Below are 24,204 nucleotides of genomic sequence, written 5' to 3'. Positions count from 1 at the left end.
GGAGAACATAATGAACAGGATACTGGTTGGTATCATTTTTTCTCTTTTTATCACGACAGGATATATTGCATTTCTTGTTTACGATCGTCAGCAGGAGTTGCAAAAACTGACTCAATACACCGAGTCCTGGTCCGTGGCACAACTGGTATCAGAGTACTACCGATTTGAATCATGGCTTGGTCTATACGCAACCGATACCGACGACGTTACGATAGACCAGGTCCGCATGCGCCTCGAAATTATGCTAAGCCAGAGTGACTTAATGAAAGGGGGAGATTTAGGTCGCTATATTGACAGCGATAAACTGCACCAGGCGCTCGCTTCACGCTTAGAGAAAATACTGGCTTATCTGGATGCTAATCTTGAAAAAATGAGCCATTCAGAGTTACAGGCATACCTGAAAAATATGCACGAACTCGATGCACCGCTAAGCCAACTTTCTGCAACGGCATTAACAAAAGATATTAATACCGTTAATGAATCCAATAATAAAATACAGATTCTTTATTATATTTATTCGGCACTTTCGTTACTTCTGGTAATACTAAGTTTCATCCTTGGTTTCTTAATGATCTACCAGAATAAAAATATTCTCAAAGCGCACATGCAGGTTAAAAGCCTTGCGGACGAACTTCAGATATCAAAAGAAACGCTGCAAATCCAGAATGCGAAGCTGGAATATGATGTTTACCATGATTCCCTCACCGGCATGAAAAACCGCCTTTTCTTCTGGGACGACCTCAACAAAATTAATCTTCAGGCCGATAAAAACCACATCCCCGTCACGGTGATGTTATTTGATCTGGACCGCTTCAAAGAGGTCAACGATACCTATGGCCATGATGCCGGTGATTTGCTGTTGAATCAGGTTTCCCGGCGACTGACCTCGATGAGCAGTGCGTCAGATACGTTTTACCGTTTGGGGGGAGACGAGTTTGCCCTTCTGTCCAGCGGCTTGACCGAAAGCGCGGCAGTTACGCGCGCAAAAGAAATCAGCGATCAAATCAGCCAGCCCTACACGATTAATAACCAGCTGATAAAAATTGCCACCTGCGTGGGTATCGTTTTGTCTGATAATGAACGACGCTCTGATTATCTTTATAAATTTGCCGATCTGGCCCTCTACGAAGCCAAAAAAGAAGGCTCACAGCAGATAAAAGTCTTCCGTCAGTGGATGCTGCAAAAACTGCAGGAAAGCCGAACCCTTGAACATGATATGGCACTGGCGCTGGATAACCATGAGTTCGTTGTTTATTACCAGCCGATTGTCGATTCATTCAGTAGTGAAATTTACGGCTACGAAGCGCTTATTCGCTGGATGCACCCGGTGAAAGGGATGCTGTCGCCGGATTACTTTATTTCTGTTGCTGAAAAAACAGGGATGATCAATGAGATTGGTAAAACGGTGCTTGAGCTCGCCTGCCGGGAAGCGGTGTCCTGGGCCGTTCCGGCAAGGATCTCTGTGAACGTCTCACCTATTCAGTTGGGTAATAAATTGTTTACAACAATGGTGCAGTCCATCCTGAAAGAGACAGGGCTGCCTGCTAGCCGACTTGAGTTAGAGGTGACGGAGTCTTCGCTCTTCAGTGACAGCAACACGCCGCTCACTATTCTTAAAAAGCTCCGATCGCTGGGTGTGAAAATTTCTATCGATGATTTCGGTACGGGATATTCGTCGCTCTCAAGACTGAGCGAGCTTAATTTTGATAAAATTAAGATAGACAAATCCTTCGTGAACCCGATATCCACGCAAGATGATGCGCTTAATATCGTTAAATTGATTACCGGTATGGCAAAGAGCCTCAATATGAGGGTCATTGCAGAAGGCGTTGAAACCGAAGCGCAGCTGGAACGTCTTCAGGTGCTTGGCTGCGATCTCGTACAGGGTTACCTTTTCGGAAAACCGCAGCCTGAGATTGACAGGAAGATCAGATACGGTTGAAAGGGTTTGCGGTTGTTTCAGGCCCAACACCTTTCAGATGATTGCGAATCAAGGTTAAACATGAAAAAAACTCTCCTAGGATATACGCCCGTTGACTTATCTCGTTGGCCAAGGAAGGAGCATTTTGAGGTATTTCAGTCATTTGCTGAATGTATTATTAACCAAACTGTTCTGATCGACATTACCGCGCTGCGAAAACATATCAAAGAGGTTGGCTGGAAGTTTTATCCAACGATTATTTTCCTCCTCTCTAAAATCATGAACCGGCATTCCGAGTTCCGTATGGCCATGAAGGACAATGAGCTTGTCGTATGGAATGAAATTCATCCCAGCTATACGATTTTCCACCCTGAAACGGAGACGTTTTCGTCATTGTGGAGCCATTACGATGGCAATATTCATCATTTCCAGAACACGTATGCAGAAGACGTTGCCCGCTATGGAAGTACCCTTTCTTACTGGCCTAAGGAAGAGTCCCGGGAAAATGTCTTTTTCGTATCGTCTATTCCCTGGGTAACGTTTACGAACTTTACTATGAACATTGCTCACATGAAGAACTTCTTTTCCCCGATGTTCACATTTGGCAAATACTATGAACAGGATGGAAAAGTGCTGTTGCCGCTCGCCGTTCAGGTTCATCACTCCGTGTGCGATGGTTTCCATGTGGCAAGGATGTTCAATGAGCTGCAGGAGATGTGTGATGGTTTGCCGGAGCTGTCGGGGGAACGTAATGGCTGATGCGCCAGATTCCTCTGTTTAAAAAGGCAAATGTTGTTTATTTAATAGCTTTTAAAAGATGGTGCCGATAATAGGAGTCGAACCTACGACCTTCGCATTACGAATGCGCTGCTCTACCAACTGAGCTATATCGGCCCTGAGAGGCCGGTTACGAGTGTAACCACGGGGCAAAAGGTTAGATCTATCCGGGTGATGCGTCAATGCCCTTTTGAATCAAACGGCTACTTTTGCATCACCCGTGATTATTTACGCACGAATCGTATCGTCTCCGAAGCCGATCCACTTGTAAGTGGTGAGTGCTTCGAGGCCCATCGGACCACGCGCGTGCAGTTTCTGTGTGCTGACCGCCACCTCTGCGCCGAGGCCGAACTGGCCGCCGTCGGTGAAGCGCGTTGAGGCATTGACGTATACGGCGGAAGAGTCCACCTCGTTCACGAAGCGATCGGCATTGCGCAGCGTGCGCGTCAGGATAGCGTCGGAATGCTGCGTCCCATGTTCACGGATGTGCGCAATGGCGTCGTCGAGATCGGTAACGATTTTGACGTTCAGGTCCAGCGACAGGAACTCGTCATCGTACTGCTCCGCTTTTACGGGTACGACATTCGCCGGTCCATCCTGCAGCAGCGCGAGCGCGTTGGCGTCAGCATGCAGCGTCACGCCGCTCTCTGCCATCTGTTTGCTCAGGGCCGGCAGGAAGGTGTTCGCAATACCCTGATGCACCAGCAGCGTTTCCACGGTGTTACAGGTGCTTGGGCGCTGGGTTTTCGCGTTCACGATAATCTTCAGCGCCGGTTCAATCTCCGCACTGTCGTCCACCACGATATGACACACGCCGATACCGCCGGTGATCACCGGGATCGTCGACTGCTCGCGGCACAGCTTGTGCAGGCCCGCACCGCCGCGTGGGATCAGCATATCGATGTATTTGTCCATGCGCAGCATTTCGTTGACCAGCGCGCGGTCAGGGCTCTCGATCGCCTGCACGGCGCCCGCGGGTAAGCCACACTCTTCCAGCGCCTGCTGGATGACTTTTACCGTCGCGGCGTTAGTGCGCCAGGTCTCTTTGCCACCGCGCAGAATAGCGGCGTTACCGGTTTTCAGGCACAGGGAGGCCACATCAACCGTTACGTTTGGACGAGCTTCATAAATAACGCCGATGACGCCGAGCGGCACGCGGCGGCGCTCAAGGCGTAAACCGCTGTCGAGCAGCCCGCCGTCGATCACCTGCCCCACCGGGTCGGCCAGATTGCAGACCTGGCGGACATCGTCGGCGATGCCTTTCAGGCGCGCCGGCGTCAGCGCCAGACGGTCGAGCATCGCTTCGCTCAAACCGTTACGGCGGGCTTCCAGCAGATCCTGCTCGTTGGCGAGCAAAATCTCCTGGGACTGGGATTCCAGATAATCAGCGATTTTTTCCAGTACGCGGTTTTTCTCGCGGCTGGAAAGGAGCGCCAGTTTGTAAGAGGCGGCCTTCGCGGCGGCGCCCATTTGTTCCAGCATGTTCTGGCTCCTTAACGAATAATCATGTCATCGCGGTGCACGGCAACCGGGCCATACTCATAGCCCAGAATGGCGTCGATCTGCTGCGAGTGGTGACCCGCAATGCGGCGCAGCGCGTCGCTGTTATAGCGGCTTACGCCGTGGGCGATGTCGCGACCTTCGAGGTTACGGATACGGATCACTTCACCACGGGAGAAGTTGCCTGTCACGCTTTTAATTCCTTTAGGAAGTAATGAACTTCCTCGTTCCAGAATTGCGGCGGTTGCCCCTTCATCAACGACCAGTTCGCCTGCCGGAGGCGCGCCAAATATCCAGCGTTTACGGTTTTCCAGCGGGGATTCCTGGGCGTGGAAACGCGTGCCGACGGAAATGCCTTCCATCACGTCGCCAATCACGCCAGGACGGCTGCCCGCCGCAATGATGGTGTCAATACCGGCGCGGCACGCCACGTCAGCGGCCTGCAGCTTGGTCCCCATGCCGCCCGTTCCCAGGCCAGACACGCTGTCACCGGCGATGGCGCGCAGCGCATCGTCGATGCCGTGAACGTCGGTAATCAGCTCGGCTTCCGGGTTAGAGCGGGGATCGGCGGTGAACAGCCCCTGCTGATCGGTCAGAAGCAGTAATTTATCGGCACCGGCCAGAATCGCGGCCAGCGCAGAGAGGTTATCGTTATCACCCACTTTGATTTCAGCGGTGGCAACGGCATCGTTTTCGTTAATAACGGGAACGATATTGTTGTCCAGCAGCGCGCGCAGGGTATCGCGGGCGTTCAGGAAGCGCTCCCGGTCTTCCATATCGGCACGCGTCAGCAGCATCTGCCCGACGTGGATGCCATAGATAGAGAACAGCTGTTCCCAGAGTTGAATGAGTCGGCTTTGCCCCACGGCGGCCAGCAGCTGTTTGGAGGCGATCGTCGCGGGGAGTTCGGGGTAACCCAGGTGTTCACGCCCGGCAGCAATCGCCCCGGAGGTCACTATCACAATACGATGCCCTGCGGCATGCAACTGAGCGCACTGACGTACAAGCTCAACAATGTGGGCGCGATTTAGGCGGCGCGATCCGCCTGTTAAAACACTGGTACCGAGTTTTACCACCAGCGTCTGGCTGTCACTCATGATTCTCTGCCGTTCAACGATAAGGGAAAGTAATGTCGAACGAACGTTTTAACAGGAGTCAGCCCGGTTGCCAACTGCCTTAGCACATCGCGAAACACTTTGTTGCGCGGGATCAGGAAGCGTAGCGGGAGAATTTGACACATTTATTACCGAAATAATAAATCACAGTTTTTTAAAATTATTCTTAGTTTGTCATAAAAGTTTCACTCCAGAACGATAAAACCCTTCCTGTTTTTTCACGGGACTTAAGCATGAGCTTATCGTCCAGCGAATTTTTTAGCGCGTTTATAAGACAGGATCGAAAATGAAAAAGAGCACTCTGGCATTAGTGGTTATGGGCGTAGTGGCTTCTGCATCCGTTCACGCAGCTGAAGTTTATAATAAAGACGGTAATAAACTGGACGTGTACGGCAAAGTTAAAGCCATGCACTACATCAGCGATGATGACACTAAAGACGGCGACCAGACTTACGTTCGTTTCGGTTTTAAAGGCGAAACACAGATTAACGATCAGCTGACGGGCTATGGCCGTTGGGAATCCGAATTTGCGGGCAACAAAGCCGAGAGCGACTCCTCTCAGAAAACCCGTCTGGCGTTCGCGGGCCTGAAGCTGAAAAACTTTGGTTCTCTGGATTACGGCCGTAACCTGGGTGCCCTGTATGACGTCGAAGCATGGACCGATATGTTCCCTGAGTTCGGCGGCGACTCTTCCGCGCAGACCGATAACTTCATGACCAAGCGTGCGACTGGCCTTGCCACCTACCGTAACACCGACTTCTTCGGCGCGGTTGACGGCCTGGACATGACCCTGCAATACCAGGGTAAAAACGAAAACCGTGACGCCAAGAAACAGAACGGTGACGGTTTTGGTACCTCTCTGTCCTATGACTTCGGCGGCAGCGATTTCGCAGTCAGCGGCGCTTACACCAACTCTGACCGCACCAATGCTCAGAACCTGCTGGCGCGTGGCCAGGGGCAGAAAGCTGAAGCCTGGGCAACCGGTCTGAAATATGACGCCAACGATATTTATCTGGCTGCCATGTATTCAGAAACCCGCAACATGACCCCAATTTCAGGTGGTTTTGCAAATAAAGCGCAGAACGTTGAAGTTGTTGCACAATATCAGTTCGACTTCGGTCTGCGTCCGTCCCTGGGTTATGTCCAGTCTAAAGGCAAAGATATCGAAGGTATCGGTGACGAAGATCTGGTGAAATATATTGACGTTGGCGCGACCTATTACTTCAACAAAAATATGTCCGCGTTTGTTGATTATAAAATCAACCAGATTGACGACAAAAATAAACTGGGCGTGAGCAGCGATGACATTGTTGCTCTGGGCATGACCTACCAGTTCTGATTATGCGAAATAAAAAAACCGGCGTGATGCCGGTTTTTTTGTCGGGAATTAATGCGGTCTGGTGCCCTCACCCACAGGGAGAGGGAGAAGAGCATCAGTTTTTGTAGGCCGGGTAAGGCGAAGCTGCCACCCGGCGTCGTGACACCATCAGGCAGTCAGCTTCACCGCTTCGCTGGAAAAGTCATCCGCTGGCTCGAACTTGAGATCCAGGGTTGCCAGCAGCGCGCTTGCCTTCGCGTGGAACTCTTTCAGCGTATATTCCAGGCGGTCAATCACTTCCTGGTCTTTAATGGTGGTGGCCTGCCAGTTGCCGTCTTTATTAAACAGGCCAAACTGGTAGCTATACGTAAAACGTTTTTCCTCTGCTTCCATTTCCATCCACCAGCCCCAGAATTCACGCTTTTCGGGTGCAGGCTTCACGTTGACGCATACAGCCAGGCAGTCGAAAAAAAAGCGATTCTCTTCACACTGCTCTTCTCGAATATACGGGCCGAGAGCCATAAACTTCTTAATCAGTCTACTTTTCGGGTGTCCACTCGGTAACGTCATTGCGATCTCCTTTTATGAAGCCACTGTTTTACCAAACCAGCAAAATTTAGCAAACTATTAACACAATCTCTGAGCGATCCAGCGCGTAATCTCTTTCAGAGCTTTGTCAAAATTCTGATAGACCGGGCTGAAAGGCACCTCAAGCAATTTACCATCCGCAGATGACGACGTGATTAAGCGCGATTCTTCTTCCGGACTGAACGGATCGTTTTTCCAGAACCCCGACAGCATCGGCGTTGGGCAGCGACGTCCCAGCAAGCCCTGCGTTTTTAACGAGTAGCGATTGAGCTCAACGCGCAGCGCTTCGTCTGATGCATCATGCATGCCAAGACGGCTGGCCAGCACGTCAAGGTACATTTCAGGTACGCTACCCTGACGCGCAGGGTCGCTGAGCAGGGCATGGACCACCGGCCCAAGACAGGCGACGGCTTTCAGACGAGTAGCTTCAAGGTAGGCCAGACGCACCGCGACGTTCGCTCCAAAACGGAAGCCAAATGCCGCCACGCGGGTGTGGTCAACCCACGGAATGTTTTCCAGCGCTTTTAGCGCATGCTGGTGCAGCAGGCTCGAATCCTGGGTCAGTTTCCACTTGGATGAGAAACCAATTGAAGGCATATCCAGCGTCAGCATCGCGATCCCTTTTGGTGCGAAGTAGCGCTCATACAGGCTGTAGTAGTCGATCTGCAACGAATCCAGCCCCCCGCACATCAGTACGGTCGGGAACGGGCCTTCACCTTCAGGCATATGCAGGAATCCGGTAACGGGCGCGCCACCCGGAATGGTAAACTCAAGTTCGCGCATCTGGCCCGGCAAGCGTTGAGCCGCCTCTTCATAGGCGCGATTCGCCAGCGCCTGGGCCTGCTCCGCCAGTTCATCACCTTTCAGATGTGGATACGCGGCAATGGCATAGAGATTGGCCGCATGCAGCCAGTGCTTGCCGCTGAGCGTGGCATCCTCTTCCTGGCTGGCTTTTTGCTGCCAGAGCATCGCCTGTTTAGACCACTCGTAGATCCAGTTACCGCCGCGGTAGCCCACCACCGTATCGTAGAGTTCGCTGTCGGTACGTTCGGCTTCACTCATTACAATACGCGCCTGCACGTCGAGGATTTCACGCGGATCGATACCGCGCCAGATCCACATCAGTCGGTTAATCATGCGATACCAGTGAGGCACGTTTTTACCGTCTAACGCAGACTGGACGGCAGGCTGGGTACCCGGATTAAAGCGACGCACCAGCGTCGACGTTTCAGGGTGTTTGAAACGGGGTTTGAAGAGAGTTTCGGTGAGATTCGCCTGCGTCATTGCGTTGCCTCCATGGATACGTCGTATAGAGACTATTGTAACGCGGTGCAGGCTAAAAAGAACAACGCCCGGCATAGCCGGGCGTGTAAAGTTACGTACTGCTATTAACGGCCTGAAATAGGCGGCACAAAGACCACGCCCATATCCCATGGCTGTTCAATCCAGGTATCCTGCGGGATATCAATCACGTAATCGTCAACCAGTGGGCGACCCGCTGGTTTCGCGAAGATAGTCACGAAATGCGCTTTTGGATACATTTCGCGGATAGCCACCGCAGTACCGCCGGTATCTACCAGGTCATCAATAACGATGAAACCTTCACCGTCGCCTTCCGCGCGTTTCAGTACGGTCAGCTCGCGCTGGTTGTCATGGTCATAGCTGGAGATGCATACGGTATCGACATGACGAATGCCCAGCTCACGTGCCAGCAGCGCTCCCGGTACCAGACCGCCACGGCTGACGGCAATAATGCCTTTCCACTGTTCGGAAGGCATCAGACGCGCAGCCAGTTTGCGTGCGTGAATCTGCAACATGTCCCAGGTGACGACGTATTTTTCGCTCATGTGAAGTGTCCCAGCCTGTTTTTATACGGCTTAAAAAGTGTTCGAGGGGGAAATAGGTTGCGCGAGATTATAGAGACCTGACGCACTAAAAACCAGTGTTTAGCGCCCTCTGCCTGAGTTTTTACATGCTTTATGCTACCAGCCAGCAGAGAAAGTGGTATTCTCAGTTTCATCTCGCAAGCCTGACTTGTGGTAACTATTAACCTGCTAACCCTGTGACCTGCAACCCTGTTTGCAGCGCCTCGACAAGGAGACTTATCGTGTCTGAACTGTCTCAATTATCTCCGCAGCCGCTGTGGGATATTTTTGCCAAAATCTGCTCCATTCCACACCCTTCCTACCATGAAGAACAGCTTGCCGAACATATTATGGGTTGGGCGAAGGAAAAAGGTCTGCATGCTGAACGTGACCAGGTTGGCAACATTCTGATCCGCAAGCCCGCTACCGCAGGCATGGAAAACCGCAAACCGGTTGTGCTGCAGGCGCACCTGGACATGGTGCCACAGAAGAACAACGATACCGTGCACGACTTCACCAAAGACCCGATTCAACCGTACATCGACGGCGACTGGGTGAAAGCACGAGGCACTACGCTTGGCGCGGATAACGGGATCGGCATGGCCTCTGCGCTGGCCGTGCTGGCTGACGACAGCGTTGAGCACGGTCCGCTGGAAGTGCTGCTGACCATGACTGAAGAAGCGGGTATGGACGGCGCATTCGGTCTGCAGGCGAACTGGCTGCAGGCGGATATTCTGATCAACACCGACTCCGAAGAAGAAGGTGAGATCTACATGGGCTGCGCGGGCGGGATTGATTTCATCTCTACCCTGCCGCTGTCGCGCGAAGCGATTCCTGCCGGTTTCCAGACCTTCAAGCTGACGCTGAAAGGGCTGAAAGGCGGCCACTCCGGCGGCGATATTCACCTGGGTCTGGGTAACGCCAACAAGCTGCTGGCACGCTTCCTGGCGGGTCACGCGGCTGAGCTGGACCTGCGTCTGGTCGATTTCAACGGCGGTACGCTGCGCAACGCGATCCCACGTGAAGCCTTCGCCACCGTAGCCGTTCCGGCGGCAAAAGCGGACGAGCTGAAAAAGCTCTCCAGCGTTTACCTGGATATCCTGAAAAACGAACTGTCATCAAAAGAGAAGAACCTGACCGTGGTGCTGGAAGCCGTCTCTACGGATAAAACCGCGCTGACCACAAAGTCTCGTGACACCTTCGTTCAGCTGCTGAACGCGACGCCAAACGGCGTGATCCGCAACTCTGACGTGGCGAAAGGCGTGGTGGAAACCTCACTTAACGTTGGCGTGGTAACCATGAGCGACGACAGCGCGGAAATCATCTGCCTGATCCGCTCGCTTATCGACAGCGGTAAAGAGTATGTGGTGAGCATGCTGGAATCTCTGGGAACGCTGGCGGGTGCAAAAACCTCAGCTAAAGGCAGCTACCCGGGCTGGCAGCCGGATGCGAGCTCTCCGGTGATGGCACTGGTGCGTGAAACTTACCAGCGTCTGTTCAACAGCACCCCGAACATCCAGGTGATCCACGCGGGTCTGGAGTGCGGCCTGTTCAAGAAGCCGTATCCGGACATGGACATGGTTTCTATCGGGCCAACCATTACCGGACCACACTCGCCGGATGAGCAGGTTCATATCGAAAGCGTGGGCCATTACTGGACCCTGCTGACTGAACTGCTGAAAGCGATTCCTGCTAAGTAATACCCTCACCCCAGCCCTCTCCCAAAGGGAGAGGGTGTACAACATCGTGCCACCGGTCTTTTTACAATCCCAATACCAGCTGTCGTTCCAGCTGCGGATCCAGCAGCGTGACGTGCAACCCCACCAGCCTGACGCCGCGCCCTGCCCGCCGCTCTTCCCATGCCTTTTTCGCCGTCGCAATGAGATCGTCTTTATTCAGACGCGGCCAGACGTGTTCCTGCGTGGTCTGCTGGAAGTCGTTAAATTTTAGCTTGATGCCCTGACGGGCGATGAGCAGGTCCGGCTTCACCTTGCTTAAGCGTCGCTCCAGCTCCGGATAAAGCTGTTCCGTGATGATGATTTCGCATTCCGACCAGTCATGAATATCTTCAATGAGGGTGCGCTCAACGCCAACGGATTTCCGTAAGCGTTCGCTGTTCACATCGCGATCGTCAATCCCCTGGCTGCGCTCCCACAGCACGCGACCAAATTTCCCAAAGCGCTTGAGCAGCATGGCGAGATCGCTTCGCTGCACATCTTCGCAGGTGCGTAATCCCATGCTTTCCAGCTTAGCGGCGGAGACTTTCCCCACGCCGGGGATTTTGCCGAGCGGCAGCGTTTTTAAAAATGCAGGTACCTCTTCCGGCGTGATGACGTACTGGCCGTTGGGCTTATTCAAATCGGAGGCAATTTTGGCGAGGAATTTAACGGGTGCCACGCCCGCCGATGCGGTTAGATTCAGCTCGTTGAAAATCGTCTGGCGGATCTCCTGAGCTATTAGCGTGGCGGAGCCGTGACAATGCACGCTGTCGGTGACATCCAGATAGGCTTCGTCAAGCGACAGCGGCTCAATCAGAGAGGTATAGCGGGAGAAGATTTCGCGAATATGAACCGAGGCTTCCTTATAGGCGTCAAACCGGCCTGGCAGGAGCGTGAGATGAGGGCAAAGCTTTAAGGCCATCGCCGTCGGCATGGCGCTTCGCACGCCAAATTTGCGCGCAGGGTAATTTGCGGTGCTGATGACCCCCCGCTGCACGCGGCTGCCGCCAATGGCGATGGGAATATCCCGCAGCGCCGGGTTGTCACGCATCTCCACTGCGGCAAAAAAGCAGTCCATATCAACATGGATAATTTTGCGCATAGTAAGCCCTCACTCATCACTGGATAAGTATACAGTAAATAAATGAGGATTGAGAAGCGGATCTAAGAACGCCGGGTGGCGGCTTTACCTTACCCGGCCTACAAAACTTAAATAATGCGCTGCTGTTCGCGGGCCATCCGTTTTTTCCGCGCATCGCAGGGTTCCGGGCAGTCGCACACCTTCTCCATCCCTATGGAAGAGATGCCGCCGCAGCTGCCCTGAAGGCTTTTCCGCTTAACGATCCAGCCTAACGACATGCCGAAGATGACAAGCACAAAAACCGCAAAGGTTGCCAGAAACGTCAGCATCATCAGCCTCCAAAGTCATCAAGCATGATGTTCTCATCTTCCACGCCAAGATCTTTCAGCATCTTAATCACGGCGGCGTTCATCATCGGTGGCCCACACATATAGAACTCGCAGTCCTCGGGTGCCGGGTGCTGTTTGAGGTAGTGTTCATACAGCACGTTGTGAATGAACCCCGTGTATCCCGTCCAGTTATCTTCCGGCTGCGGATCGGAGAGCGCCACGTGGAAGGTAAAGTTCGGGTTTTCGCGCGCCAGCTGTTCGAATTCATCATCATAGAACATCTCGCGCAGCGAGCGCGCCCCGTACCAGAAGCTGATCTTACGCTGGCTACCGAGCCGCTTCAGCTGGTCAAAGATGTGCGAGCGCATCGGGGCCATACCGGCACCGCCGCCGATAAACACCATTTCAGCCTCGGTATCTTTGGCAAAGAACTCGCCGAACGGACCGGAGATCGTCACTTTGTCACCAGGCTTGAGGGACCAGATGTACGAAGACATCACGCCCGGCGGCGCGTCCGGCACGTTCGGTGGCGGCGTGGCGATACGCACGTTGAGCATGATAATGCCCTTCTCTTCCGGATAGTTGGCCATCGAGTAGGCGCGCAGCGTCGGCTCTTTCACCTGCGACACAAAGCGGAAAAGATTGAATTTGTCCCAGTCGGCGCGGTACTCCTGCGGAACGTCAAAATCCGCATACGCCACGGTATGCTCCGGGCACTCAATCTGAATGTATCCCCCGGCGCGGAACGGGACATCTTCCCCTTCCGGCACCCGCAGCTTCAGCTCCTTAATAAAAGTGGCTTTGTTATCATTAGAGATAACCTCGCACTCCCATTTTTTGACGCCGAAGATCTCTTCCGGCAGCTCAATCTTCATGTTCTGTCGCACCGCGACCTGGCAGGCGAGACGGCAGCCCTCTTTTGCCTCACGTTTTGTGATATGCGCCAGCTCGGTTGGCAGAATATCGCCACCGCCCTCTTTCACCCTCACGCGGCATTGCCCGCAGGAGCCGCCGCCGCCGCAGGCTGAGGAGACAAAAATGCCGTTACCGGAGAGCGTGTTGAGCAGCTTATCCCCCGCCGGCGTGCGGATCTGATGCTGCGGCTCGTCGTTAATATCAATCACCACGTCGCCGGAATTTACCAGCTTCGCGCGCGCCGCCAGAATGAGCCCTGACAGCACCAGAACAATCAGCGTGAACATCACCACGCCAAGAATTATTTCCATCTTTAAGCCCTTATAGCTGCACGCCGGAGAAGGACATAAAGCCCAGCGCCATCAACCCGGTGGTGATAAAGGTGATCCCTAAGCCACGCAGGCCCGCGGGCACGTTGGCATATTTCATTTTTTCGCGGATCCCCGCCATGGTGACAATCGCCAGCATCCAGCCAATACCGGAACCGAAGCCATAAACGACGGATTCACTGAAGTTGTAATCACGCTGAACCATAAACGAGACGCCGCCGAAGATGGCGCAGTTCACCGCGATAAGCGGCAGGAAGATCCCCAGCGCGTTGTAAAGCGACGGGAAATACCGATCCAGGATCATCTCAAGGATTTGGACCAGCGCCGCGATTACCCCGATAAAGGTGATGAAGTTCAGGAAGCTGAGATCAACGCCTTCCACCAGCGCGCCGTCCCGCAGCACAAAGTTGTACACCAGATTGTTAATGGGCACGGAGAGCCCGAGCACGACCGTCACCGCCACGCCCAGTCCAAAGGCCGTCGACACTTTTTTGGAAACCGCAAGGAACGTACACATGCCCAGGAAAAACGCGAGCGCCATGTTTTCAACAAACACCGCGCGCACAAACAAACTCAGGTAATGAGCCATCGTCGGTTACTCCTTTTCCTGCTGTTCTGGTTTCAACGTACGAATCAGCCAGATCAACAAACCGATAATGAAAAATGCGCTAGGGGCCAGCAGGAACAGGCCGTTTGGCAGATACCAGCCGCCGTTCTGCACCGTGTCCAGCACCGTGATGCCAAACAGCTTGCCGCTGCCAATGAGCTCTCGCAGGAACCCAACGGTCAGCAGGATCACGCCGTAGCCGAGGCCGTTGCCGATACCGTCCATAAAGCTCGCCAGCGGCGGCATTTTCATGGCGTAGGCTTCCGCACGCCCCATGACGATACAGTTGGTGATGATAAGCCCGACAAATACCGAAAGCTGTTTCGAGGTTTCATAGGCGAAGGCGCGCAGCAGCTGATCGACCACGATCACCAGCGAGGCGATGATCGCCATCTGCACGATGATCCTCACGCTGTTGGGAATGTGGTGGCGGATCATTGAGATAAACATGCTGGAAAATGCGGTTACCAGCGTTACCGCCAGCGTCATCACGACCGCCGTTTCCAGCTTGGTCGTCACCGCCAGGGCTGAACAGACGCCCAGCACCTGCAGCGTAATCGGGTTATTGGCCAGCAGTGGGCCAATGAGCACCTTTTTGACTTCTTTCAGTTCACCGGTATCAGCCATTGTTCAGCGCTCCTTCACGTACGTTTTTCAGGAAAGGACCAAAGCCCAGCTCGCCCATCCAGAAATCAAAGCTGTGCTGCACGCCTTTTGATGTGAGCGTGGCGCCGGAAAGCCCGTCGACGGCGTAGTCGTCTCCGGGACGTCCCGCCCCTTTCATCACCTTCAGCGCGGGCAGGCCGCTATCGTCGAGCACTTTTTTGCCGACAAACTGTGCCCGCCAGTTAGGGTTCTCAACTTCGCCACCCAGCCCCGGGGTTTCGCCCTGATCGTAATACGTAATACCTTTTACGGTGCGACCATCCGTATCAAGGGCCACAAAGGCGTACATCATCGACCACAGGCCGTTGCCGTAAATCGGCAGCACCATTTCCTGAACGCGTTTTTGCTCGTCGCGCACCAGGTAAATTTCGGCGAGATTGCTGCGGCGCTTAATCCCGGCGGGATCTTGCGATGCCTCCAGCGTCAGACTCATCTGCGGATCTTTCAGCGCCAGCGCCTGGTTGAATTTTGCCGGGTCTTTATCCAGCAGCTGGCCGGTTTTTAAATCTACCAGACGCGCCGAAATACGTTCGGAAAAGACGGCCGAAACGTCGTCTGCGCTCATGCCTTCCTGCATCAGCCCGGCCACGGCCAGAATGTTGCGCTGTTTATCCAGCGCGCGTTGCTTCTGCTGCAGGGGTTTTAACCCCACGGCAGAACCGGCCACGATAATCGAACAGACCAGACAGAGCACCAGCACCACCAGCAGCGTTTTGCTGATGCTGTCGTTATTTTTAACTTCAGCCACGCGCCTTCCTCCGCTTAATGTTGGCCCGCACCACCAGGTAATCGAAGAGTGGCGCAAACAGATTGGCAAACAGAATGGCCAGCATCATCCCCTCCGGATAGGCCGGGTTGACCACGCGGATCATGACGCACATCGCGCCAATGAGCACGCCATAGCTCCATTTACCTTTATCCGTAAACGAGGCGGAGACAGGGTCGGTCGCCATGAACATCATGCCGAACGCGAAGCCACCCAGCACCAGATGCCAGTACCACGGCATGGAGAACATCGGGTTGGTGGTCGAACCGATAACGTTGAACAGGGTGGCGGTCAGCACCATACCGATCATCACGCCTGCAACAATCCGCCAGGAGGCCACGCGACCGAAAAGAATGATTGCGCCGCCCAGCAAAATCATCAGCGTAGAGACTTCCCCGATGGAGCCCGGAATGTTGCCAATAAAGGCATCGAACCAGGTGACAGGCTGTCCTGTCGCGTTGTTCACCAGCGCTTCACCGCCGCGTGCTGCCCACTGCGAAAGCGGCGTGGCGCCGGAAAAACCGTCTGCCGCCGTCCACACCAGGTCGCCTGAGATTTGTGCCGGATAGGCAAAGAACAGAAACGCACGCCCCGCCAGCGCCGGGTTAAGGAAGTTCCGCCCGGTTCCGCCGAAGATCTCTTTGGCAATCACCACGCCGAAACTGATGCCCAGCGCTGCCTGCCAGAGCGGCAGCGTTGGGGGAACAATCAGGGCAAAGAGAATGGAGGTCACGAAGAAGCCTTCGTTGATCTCATGTTTACGGATGATGGCAAACAGCACTTCCCAGAAGCCGCCCACGATAAAGACCGTGATGTAAATCGGCAGGAAGAAAACCGCGCCCAGCGTCATCATGCTCATCCAGCCCGCGTCTGCCGAGAAGCTCACCCCTAACGACTGGGCCAGACGATAGTGCCAGTCAGACTGAAGCACCTGCGCCAGCTGCTGTGCATCGTACATGTGGTGCAGCGCCGGAATGGTCTGCAGGCCAACGTTGTACATCCCCCAGAACATCGCCGGGAAGACCGCAAACCACACCAGGATCATCATCCGCTTGAGGTCGATGGCGTCACGAACGTGCGCCGCTCCTTTCGTCACCAGCCCCGGCGTGTAGAAAATGGTCGCCGTGGCTTCATACAGCGGGTAGTACTTTTTGAGCTTCCCTTCGGTAAAGTGCGGCTCGATCTTTTCAAAGAGGTGTTTTAAGCCCATCGGTTATCCTTCCTGCTCAATGCGGGTTAACACCTCGCGCAATACGGGTCCGTATTCGTATTTACCCGGACACACATAGGTACAGAGCGCCAGGTCTTCTTCATCCAGCTCCAGGCAGCCCAGCGCCTGCGCGCTGTCGGTATCGCCGGCGAGGAGATCGCGCAACAGCATGGTCGGCAGAATATCCAGCGGCATGACGCGCTCGTAGTTGCCAATTGGAACCATGGCGCGCTCTCCACCGTGCGTAGTGGTCGAGAAGTTAAACAGCCGGTTACGCAGGAAGTGACCCAGCGTGGTCCGGGTGACGGAATATTTCTCCGCGCCGGGCAGCACCCAGCCGAACAGCTCTTTCTCGCGGCCTTCCTGCACAATGCTGACCTGCAAATGGAAACGTCCCAGATAGGCGTGCGCATCAACAGCATGGCGGCCGCTGAGCACCGAACCAGAGATGAGGCGGTTTTCGCCCTCTTTTACCTCACCCACCAGCAGTTCATTGATGTCCGCGCCCAGCAGCGTCTTCACCAGACGCGGGCGGCTCGCCTGAGGCCCGGCGATGGCGATGGTCCGCTCAGCGCACAGCTCACCGGTGGTGAAAAGCTTACCGATGGCAATAACGTCCTGATAGTTAAGGTGCCAGACCTGTTTCGTCAGGCTTACCGGCTCAAGGAAGTGGATGTGCGTCCCGACCAGCCCCGCCGGATGCGGGCCCGCAAACTCGTTAAACGTGACCTGCCCCTGCGGATGCCCGCCGAGCTTGCCGCCGCCGGCCTGACAAACGTGAACTTTCCCCGACGTGAGGCGGGTTAAAAGGGTCAGCCCGGCATCAAAGGCTTTGCGCTGCGCCAGGATAACCGGCTGCGGGTCCACGCTAAGCGGGTTGGTGTCCATTGCCGTAACGAAAATCGCGGCCGGTTCCGTACCGGGAACAGTGGATTTACTGAAGGGACGCGTACGAAGCGCGGTCCATAAACCGGACGCCAGAAGTTGAGCCTGAACAGCGTCACGGCTCAGCGACGCGAGGTCTGCCGCGTCGTAATGGGCGAATTCACGCTGTTCATCGCCTTCAATGCGGATAACCACCGACTGCAGAACGCGCCGTTCGCCGCGGTTGATCGCCACAACGATGCCGCTCGCGGGTGCAGTGAACAGGACGCCGGGATTTTTTTTGTCCTCAAAGAGCGCCTGCCCTTTAATAACGCGCTCGCCTTCCTGTACCAGCATTGACGGCCGCATTCCCAGGTAGTCGTCGCCCAGGATGGCGACATGACGGACACTAACGCCTGTCGAAACGTGCTGATCGGGCACGCCTGCAATCGGCAGATCAAGTCCTTTTTTGATTTTAAACATGTGGTTAGCAGGTTTCCATGAACAACAATCCAGTGGGCGCGAAGTGTAACATTTTCCCCTTCCCGCGGGCAGGGAATCCGCCGTCGCGCGCGCCAAATTGCGAGCTAATACGCAAAGTTCCTGGAGCCATGGCGATTTTGATGGTTTATAACGTAAAACTAATTTGTAAACTCACCGCCCGGCTCTTGCGAAAATCTCTGGCGGTGCTAATGTGAGCGCTCCTAACAGAATAATCTGATTTCGGGTCTCTTTTGCCGTCCTGGCAAGTTGGTCATGGTTTTATCAAGGAACTAGTAGTATGCGTAAAATCGCATTGTTCATTGCGATGCTTCTGATTCCGTGCATGTCGTTTGCCGGACTGCTCAGCAGTAATAGCTCAACGACGCCGGTCAGCAAAGAATATAAACAGCAGTTAATGGGATCGCCGGTTTATATTCAGATCTTCAAGGAAGAGCGCACTCTCGATCTGTTTGTAAAAATGGGTGAGACTTATCAGCTGCTTGATAGCTACAAGATTTGTAACTACTCCGGCGGGCTGGGGCCAAAACAGCGTCAGGGCGATTTCAAAAGTCCGGAAGGGTTTTACAACGTTCAGCGTAGCCAGCTCAAGCCCGACAGCCGCTTCTACAAAGCCATTAACATCGGCTTCCCGAATGCCTATGACCGTGCACACGGTTATGAAGGTAAATACCTGATGATCCACGGTGCCTGCGTGTCTGTCGGCTGTTATGCGATGACCGACTCCGGCATTGATGAGATTTTCCAGTTCGTGACCGGCGCACTGGTCTTTGGACAGCCTAACGTTCAGGTCAGCATCTACCCGTTCCGCATGACGGACGCCAACATGACGCGTCACAAGTACTCATACTACGCGGATTTCTGGAAACAGCTTAAGCCGGGTTACGACTACTTTGAGCAGACCCACAAGCCGCCTGTGGTCTCTATCGTAGATGGCCGTTACGTGGTCAGCAAACCGCTGAGCCACGAAGTCGTCCATCCACAGCTGGCGTCAAATTACACGGTCCCCGAGACAAAATAGCACCCACTCGCCTGGCATAATTTTTTGCCAGGTTTCGTTGCCCGTCAGCGGCTGCGTTGCAATGACAGTGACCACATCGTTCGGTGTGGTCTCCTTCTGAAAGTCTATCTCCACATCCTGATCGAGTAGCGTCGCAACGCCAAACGGCGCACGGCGGGTGATCCAGAACAGATTCGTCGAGCAGAACGCCATCACGTAGCGCCCGTCAGAGAGCAGCATGTTGAACACGCCTTTTTCGCGTAGCTCCGACGCAAGCGTGGCGATGTATTTAAACACGGCGGCCATGTTGCCCGGCGTGCGGGGATAGCGCTCCGTCAGCTTGTGCAGAAGCCAGCAGAAGGCTTTTTCACTGTCGGTTTCGCCAACCGGGCGGAAATTGCCCGTCTCCAGCGACTTATAGCCCGTGAGTTGCCCATTGTGCGCGTAGGTCCAGTTACGGCCCCACAGCTCGCGGGTAAACGGATGGGTATTTTCCAGCGCGACTTCGCCACGGTTTGCCTGCCGAATGTGGGCAATCACCGATCGCGACTTGATAGGATAGTCCTGCACCAGTTTAGCAATCGGTGAGTTAAAGCTGGGCTGTGGATCTTTGAACGTGCGACACCCTTTGCCTTCGTAGAAGGTAATGCCCCAGCCGTCTTTATGCGGCCCGGTTCCTCCACCGCGCTGCACCAGCCCGGTGAAACTAAAGCAGATATCGGTTGGCACATTGGCGCTCATCCCGAGCAGTTCGCACATACGTCACCTCCACAACAGCGGGGGCAAAGTGCCCCCAGCGAAGTCTTACTTAACCATCTCTTTTTCGATCAGCTGGATCAGGATGTGGATCACTTTGATGTGAATTTCCTGAATGCGGTCAGCATAACCGAAGTGCGGAACACGGATTTCAACATCCGCGCTACCATCCATCTTACCGCCATCTTTGCCCGTCAGGGTGATGACTTTCATCCCTTTTTCACGCGCGGCAGCGATCGCTTTGATCACGTTTCCGGAGTTGCCGGAGGTAGAGATCCCCAGCAGCACATCACCTTCACGACCAACCGCTTCAACGTAGCGGGAGAAGATGTAGTCGTAACCAAAGTCGTTGCCCACGCAGGAGATGTGGCTCACGTCGGAAATCGCAATCGCCGGGTAGCCCGGACGGTTTTCGCGATAGCGACCGGTCAGCTCTTCTGCAAAGTGCATCGCGTCACAGTGTGAACCGCCGTTGCCGCAGGAAAGCACTTTGCCACCGGCTTTGAAGCTGTCGGCCAGCAGGACCGCTGCGCGCTGAATAGCGTGAATATTGGCATCATCTTTCAGAAAGTTAGCCAGCGTTTCCGCCGCTTCGTTCAGTTCGTTACGAATAAGATCCTGGTACATGAGGATAATCCTTCAGTATTGATGAAATAACACAGTGGAGTGTACCGGATAGCGTCAAAAGCGAGAAGCTAAAGCCATGCGAATCGTCCGGCGTTTTGCTTTTTCGTGCCGGCGAAAACGCGAACAATGTGAACCAGGTTGTAATTATTTTGTAAACACATTGCTAAAGGAAATAACATCAACTACAACCATATCATCACAAGTGGTCAGACCTCCTACAAGCAAGGGAGCTTTTCTTTATGATGATTTTGAGCATTCTCGCAACCGTTGTACTGCTCGGTGTGCTGTTCTATCACCGCGTAAGTTTATTCCTGAGCAGCCTGATTCTTCTGGCCTGGACGGCTGCGCTTGGCGTCGCAGGCCTCTGGAATATCTGGCTTTTAGTCCCTCTTGCCATCATTCTTCTGCCGTTTAACCTGGCCCCGATGCGTAAGTCGATGATCTCCGCGCCGGTGTTTAAAGGCTTCCGCAAGGTGATGCCGCCAATGTCACGCACTGAGAAAGAAGCGATTGATGCGGGCACCACCTGGTGGGAAGGCGATCTGTTCCAGGGCAATCCTGACTGGAAAAAGCTGCACAACTATCCGCAGCCGCGTCTGACCGCTGAAGAGCAGGCCTTTATTGACGGCCCGGTGGAAGAAGCGTGCCGCATGGCAAACGACTTTGCCATCACCCATGAAATGGCCGATCTGCCGCCAGAGCTGTGGGCATATCTGAAAGAACATCGCTTCTTCGCGATGATCATCAAGAAAGAGTACGGCGGTCTGGAGTTCTCCGCCTACGCTCAGGCTCGCGTCCTGCAAAAGCTGGCGGGCGTTTCCGGGATCCTGGCGATTACCGTTGGCGTGCCTAACTCCTTAGGCCCGGGCGAACTGCTGCAGCATTACGGTACCGAAGAGCAGAAAGATCACTACCTGCCGCGTCTGGCACGCGGTCAGGAAATCCCTTGCTTCGCGCTGACCAGCCCGGAAGCAGGCTCCGATGCGGGCGCAATTCCGGATACCGGCGTGGTCTGCATGGGCGAGTGGCAGGGCGAGCAGGTGCTGGGCATGCGCCTGACCTGGAACAAGCGTTATATCACTCTGGCGCCTATCGCCACCGTGCTGGGTCTGGCCTTTAAGCTCTCTGACCCGGAAAAACTGCTGGGCGGCGAAGAAGATCTGGGCATTACCTGTGCGCTGATCCCAACCTCTACCCCTGGCGTTGAAATTGGTCGTCGTCACTTCCCGCTGAACGTGCCGTTCCAGAACGGTCCAACCCGCGGCCAGGATATCTTCGTGCCGATTGATTACATCATCGGCGGCCCGAAAATGGCCGGTCAGGGCTGGCGCATGCTGGTGGAATGCTTGTCGGTGGGCCGCGGCATTACCCTGCCGTCGAACTCAACCGGCGGTCTGAAGTCTGTGGCGATGGGGATTGGTGCTTACGCCCACATTCGCCGTCAGTTCAAAATCTCCATCGGCAAGATGGAAGGTATCGAAGAGCCGCTGGCGCGTATCGCGGGCAACGCCTACGTGATGGACGCCGCTGCTTCCCTGATTACCTACGGCATCATGCTGGGCGAAAAACCGGCCGTGCTGTCCGCCATTGTGAAGTACCACTGTACCCACCGCGCGCAGCAGTCGATCATTGACGCGATGGATATCGCGGGCGGTAAAGGCATTATGCTCGGCGAAGGCAACTTCCTGGCGCGCGGCTATCAGGGCGCTCCGATTGCCATCACCGTGGAAGGGGCAAACATCCTGACCCGCAGCATGATGATCTTCGGTCAGGGCGCAATTCGCTGCCATCCATACGTGCTGGAAGAGATGGCCGCTGCGCAGAATAACGACGTGGATGCCTTCGACAAGCTGCTGTTCAAACACATCGGTCACGTGGGCAGCAACAAGGTGCGCAGCTTCTGGCTGGGCCTGACGCGCGGTCTTACCAGCGCGACGCCAACCGGCGATGCCACCAAACGTTATTACCAGCACCTGAACCGTCTGAGTGCCAACCTGGCGCTGCTGTCCGACATCTCTATGGCGGTGCTGGGCGGTAGCCTGAAGCGTCGCGAACGTATCTCCGCTCGTCTGGGTGATGTGCTGAGCCAGATTTTCCTGGCCTCGGCGGTCCTGAAACGCTACGACGATGAAGGCCGTCAGGAAGCTGATCTGCCGCTGGTGCACTGGGGCGTTCAGGATGCGTTGTATCAGGCAGAGCAGGCCATTGACGATCTGCTGGCAAACTTCCCGAACCGCTTCGTGGCGGGTGCCCTGCGCGCGGTGATCTTCCCGACCGGTCGTCACCATCTGGCGCCGTCCGACAAGCTGGACCACAAGGTGGCGAAGATCCTGCAGGTACCGAGCGCAACCCGCTCCCGTATCGGCCGCGGTCAGTATCTGGCGCCAACGCCGCATAACCCGGTAGGCCTGCTGGAAGAGGCGCTGCTGGACGTGATGGCCGCCGACCCGATTCACCAGAAAATTTGTAAACAGCTGGGCAAAAACCTGCCGTTTACCCGTCTGGACGAACTGGCGAAACAGGCGCTGGCAGGTGGCATTATCAGTAAAGATGAAGCTGCTCTGCTGGTGAAAGCCGAAGAGAGCCGTCTGCGCAGCATTAACGTGGATGATTTCGAACCGGAAGAGCTGGCGACGCAGCCGGTAAAGCTGCCGGAGAAGCACCGTAAACCTGAAGCGGCGTAACGCGTTTCGCCTGCACAAACCCCGCCTCGCGCGGGGTTTTTTATTGCCACATTTTCTCGTTATGTCGTGCTACAGTGTCAAAAAGCGGTCGTTTGAGGAGTCTGAATTGTGCCTGGTCTGAAGATTTCTATTTTGCAGCAACCTTTAGTGTGGATGGATGGCCCCGCCAATCTGCGCCACTTCGATCGTCAACTGGAAGGCATTACCGGACGCGATGTGATTGTCCTGCCGGAGATGTTCACTACCGGCTTCGCCATGGAAGCAGCAAAACAGTCAATGCCGCAGGATGAGGTGATCGCCTGGATGCATGCCAAAGCGCAGCAGACGAACGCACTGATCGCGGGCAGCGCCGCGCTGCAAACCGAACGCGGGCCGGTGAACCGCTTCCTGCTGGTTGAGCCGGAAGGAAAAGTACATTTTTACGATAAACGCCACCTGTTCCGCATGGCGGATGAGCATCATCACTATGAAGCCGGTAACGAGCGCGTAGTGTTTGAATGGCGCGGCTGGCGTATTCTACCGCTGGTTTGCTACGACCTGCGCTTCCCGGTATGGTCACGCAACCGCAACGATTACGACCTGGCGCTGTACGTGGCCAACTGGCCTGCGCCACGTTCCCTGCACTGGCAGTCGCTGCTGGTAGCGCGCGCGATTGAGAACCAGGCGTACGTGGTGGGGTGTAACCGCGTGGGAACCGACGGCAACGGGCATCACTATCGCGGCGACAGCCGGGTGGTGAATCCGCAGGGCGAGGTTATTGCCACCGCCGAGCCGCACCAGGCAACGCGTATTGATGCCGAGCTGTCATTGACGGCGCTGAAGGAGTACCGGGAGAAGTTTCCGGCATGGCAGGATGCGGATCGGTTTAGCATTGGTTGAAATTTTCCCCTCACCCAAAGGGTTGAGGGATCCCCATAAAATAATGCCAGCAAAGACGACTCCCTCTCCCTTGAGGGTGTACGGTCCGGGGACATAGTGAACACTTGTTCGGGGACATGGTAGACACTTACAACTAAGGCATAAGAACCCGTTTATGGAGTCGCTTATGCCCTGGGATGCGAGAGATA

General features: G+C 54.8%; 22 protein-coding genes and 1 tRNA gene. 7 read left to right on the top strand and 16 right to left on the bottom strand.

Features of this window, described 5'->3' with window-relative positions; genetic code table 11:
- The first annotated feature begins 10 nt into the window (after positions 1-10).
- Both M2433_RS04990 and catA read left to right on the top strand, forming a co-directional pair.
- A complete protein-coding gene (locus M2433_RS04990) occupies positions 11-1,942 on the top strand; it encodes an EAL domain-containing protein (protein ID WP_429053775.1) in 1,932 nt (643 codons plus the stop codon).
- Positions 1,943-2,002: 60 nt separating this feature from the next.
- Positions 2,003-2,680 carry a type A chloramphenicol O-acetyltransferase gene (catA, locus tag M2433_RS04985; RefSeq protein ID WP_429053776.1) on the top strand — a complete coding sequence of 226 codons (678 nt, stop codon included), beginning with the start codon at positions 2,003-2,005 and terminating at the stop codon, positions 2,678-2,680.
- A gap of 59 nt (positions 2,681-2,739) precedes the next feature.
- Here catA and M2433_RS04980 read toward each other — a convergent pair.
- From M2433_RS04980 to proB, 3 genes are all read right to left on the bottom strand, one after another.
- Positions 2,740-2,815, bottom strand: a tRNA-Thr gene (locus M2433_RS04980).
- A 111-nt stretch (positions 2,816-2,926) separates the two neighbouring features.
- Positions 2,927-4,180: a glutamate-5-semialdehyde dehydrogenase gene (proA, locus tag M2433_RS04975; protein ID WP_063431426.1), complete on the bottom strand. Its 1,254-nt coding sequence runs from the start codon at positions 4,178-4,180 to the stop codon at positions 2,927-2,929.
- Positions 4,181-4,191: 11 nt separating this feature from the next.
- Positions 4,192-5,295, bottom strand: coding sequence for a glutamate 5-kinase (gene proB / locus M2433_RS04970; protein ID WP_008501877.1), 1,104 nt, complete (start codon positions 5,293-5,295; stop codon positions 4,192-4,194).
- Between the two features lie 304 nt (positions 5,296-5,599).
- Between proB and phoE the strand changes: the two genes are divergently transcribed.
- Entirely contained in the window at positions 5,600-6,652 is a 1,053-nt protein-coding gene (gene phoE, locus M2433_RS04965) for a phosphoporin PhoE (RefSeq protein WP_063431423.1), read from the top strand.
- 147 nt (positions 6,653-6,799) lie between these two features.
- Here phoE and crl read toward each other — a convergent pair whose 3' ends face one another.
- The 3 genes from crl to gpt all read right to left on the bottom strand — a co-directional run bounded on the left by crl (position 6,800) and on the right by gpt (position 9,066).
- The gene (gene crl, locus M2433_RS04960; RefSeq protein WP_045330370.1) at positions 6,800-7,201 is read right to left on the bottom strand and encodes a sigma factor-binding protein Crl; all 402 of its coding nucleotides are present in this window, start codon (positions 7,199-7,201) and stop codon (positions 6,800-6,802) included.
- 57 nt (positions 7,202-7,258) lie between these two features.
- Positions 7,259-8,503 (bottom strand): esterase FrsA, encoded by a 1,245-nt coding sequence (gene frsA / locus M2433_RS04955; protein WP_429053780.1) that lies wholly within the window; start codon positions 8,501-8,503, stop codon positions 7,259-7,261.
- A gap of 104 nt (positions 8,504-8,607) precedes the next feature.
- Entirely contained in the window at positions 8,608-9,066 is a 459-nt protein-coding gene (gene gpt / locus M2433_RS04950) for a xanthine phosphoribosyltransferase (RefSeq protein WP_010427903.1), read from the bottom strand.
- Positions 9,067-9,326: 260 nt separating this feature from the next.
- Here gpt and pepD point away from each other — a divergent pair, with 260 nt between their 5' ends.
- Positions 9,327-10,784, top strand: a complete 1,458-nt coding sequence (pepD, locus tag M2433_RS04945) for a cytosol nonspecific dipeptidase (protein ID WP_429053782.1) — start codon at positions 9,327-9,329, stop codon at positions 10,782-10,784.
- A 61-nt stretch (positions 10,785-10,845) separates the two neighbouring features.
- Here pepD and dinB read toward each other — a convergent pair whose 3' ends face one another.
- From dinB to M2433_RS04905, 8 genes are all read right to left on the bottom strand, one after another.
- Positions 10,846-11,904 carry a DNA polymerase IV gene (gene dinB / locus M2433_RS04940; protein ID WP_429053784.1) on the bottom strand — a complete coding sequence of 353 codons (1,059 nt, stop codon included), beginning with the start codon at positions 11,902-11,904 and terminating at the stop codon, positions 10,846-10,848.
- 107 nt (positions 11,905-12,011) lie between these two features.
- Entirely contained in the window at positions 12,012-12,215 is a 204-nt protein-coding gene (nqrM, locus tag M2433_RS04935) for a (Na+)-NQR maturation NqrM (RefSeq protein ID WP_059310466.1), read from the bottom strand.
- Positions 12,215-13,438, bottom strand: a complete 1,224-nt coding sequence (gene nqrF, locus M2433_RS04930; RefSeq protein ID WP_429053786.1) for an NADH:ubiquinone reductase (Na(+)-transporting) subunit F — start codon at positions 13,436-13,438, stop codon at positions 12,215-12,217. Before nqrF ends, nqrM begins: the two co-directional genes overlap by 1 nt.
- Before the next feature lie 10 nt (positions 13,439-13,448).
- Positions 13,449-14,045: an NADH:ubiquinone reductase (Na(+)-transporting) subunit E gene (gene nqrE / locus M2433_RS04925; RefSeq protein WP_044867920.1), complete on the bottom strand. Its 597-nt coding sequence runs from the start codon at positions 14,043-14,045 to the stop codon at positions 13,449-13,451.
- A gap of 6 nt (positions 14,046-14,051) precedes the next feature.
- A complete protein-coding gene (locus M2433_RS04920) occupies positions 14,052-14,690 on the bottom strand; it encodes an NADH:ubiquinone reductase (Na(+)-transporting) subunit D (RefSeq protein WP_014882676.1) in 639 nt (212 codons plus the stop codon).
- Positions 14,683-15,477: a Na(+)-translocating NADH-quinone reductase subunit C gene (locus tag M2433_RS04915; protein ID WP_429053789.1), complete on the bottom strand. Its 795-nt coding sequence runs from the start codon at positions 15,475-15,477 to the stop codon at positions 14,683-14,685. The genes M2433_RS04920 and M2433_RS04915 overlap by 8 nt, the downstream gene beginning before the upstream one ends.
- Complete coding sequence (locus M2433_RS04910; protein WP_429053791.1) at positions 15,470-16,705, bottom strand: NADH:ubiquinone reductase (Na(+)-transporting) subunit B; 1,236 nt, start codon at positions 16,703-16,705, stop codon at positions 15,470-15,472. The genes M2433_RS04915 and M2433_RS04910 overlap by 8 nt, the downstream gene beginning before the upstream one ends.
- Before the next feature lie 3 nt (positions 16,706-16,708).
- Complete coding sequence (locus M2433_RS04905) at positions 16,709-18,052, bottom strand: Na(+)-translocating NADH-quinone reductase subunit A (protein WP_429053792.1); 1,344 nt, start codon at positions 18,050-18,052, stop codon at positions 16,709-16,711.
- 298 nt (positions 18,053-18,350) lie between these two features.
- Between M2433_RS04905 and dpaA the strand changes: the two genes are divergently transcribed.
- Positions 18,351-19,091 carry a peptidoglycan meso-diaminopimelic acid protein amidase gene (dpaA, locus tag M2433_RS04900; protein ID WP_059310460.1) on the top strand — a complete coding sequence of 247 codons (741 nt, stop codon included), beginning with the start codon at positions 18,351-18,353 and terminating at the stop codon, positions 19,089-19,091.
- On the opposite strand, the gene M2433_RS04895 is transcribed toward dpaA, so the two are convergent.
- Together M2433_RS04895 and lpcA are read right to left on the bottom strand one after the other, a co-directional pair.
- Positions 19,062-19,829, bottom strand: coding sequence for a class II glutamine amidotransferase (locus M2433_RS04895; RefSeq protein WP_010427885.1), 768 nt, complete (start codon positions 19,827-19,829; stop codon positions 19,062-19,064). The two genes, dpaA and M2433_RS04895, sit on opposite strands and share 30 nt — an antisense overlap.
- 45 nt (positions 19,830-19,874) lie before the next feature.
- A complete protein-coding gene (gene lpcA, locus M2433_RS04890) occupies positions 19,875-20,453 on the bottom strand; it encodes a D-sedoheptulose 7-phosphate isomerase (RefSeq protein ID WP_047347358.1) in 579 nt (192 codons plus the stop codon).
- 239 nt (positions 20,454-20,692) lie between these two features.
- On the opposite strand from lpcA, the gene fadE reads away from it, so the two are divergent.
- Complete coding sequence (fadE, locus tag M2433_RS04885; protein WP_429053795.1) at positions 20,693-23,137, top strand: acyl-CoA dehydrogenase FadE; 2,445 nt, start codon at positions 20,693-20,695, stop codon at positions 23,135-23,137.
- 108 nt (positions 23,138-23,245) lie between these two features.
- Positions 23,246-24,016, top strand: coding sequence for an amidohydrolase (locus M2433_RS04880; RefSeq protein ID WP_429053797.1), 771 nt, complete (start codon positions 23,246-23,248; stop codon positions 24,014-24,016).
- Positions 24,017-24,204 lie beyond the last annotated feature (188 nt).

It is taken from the genome of Enterobacter sp. AC1 (assembly GCF_050434705.1).
Taxonomy (GTDB): Bacteria; Pseudomonadota; Gammaproteobacteria; order Enterobacterales; family Enterobacteriaceae; genus Enterobacter; species Enterobacter cloacae_L.
The sequence above is the reverse complement of the archived record's forward strand: the minus strand, read 5'-3'. Positions and strand labels throughout refer to the sequence as shown.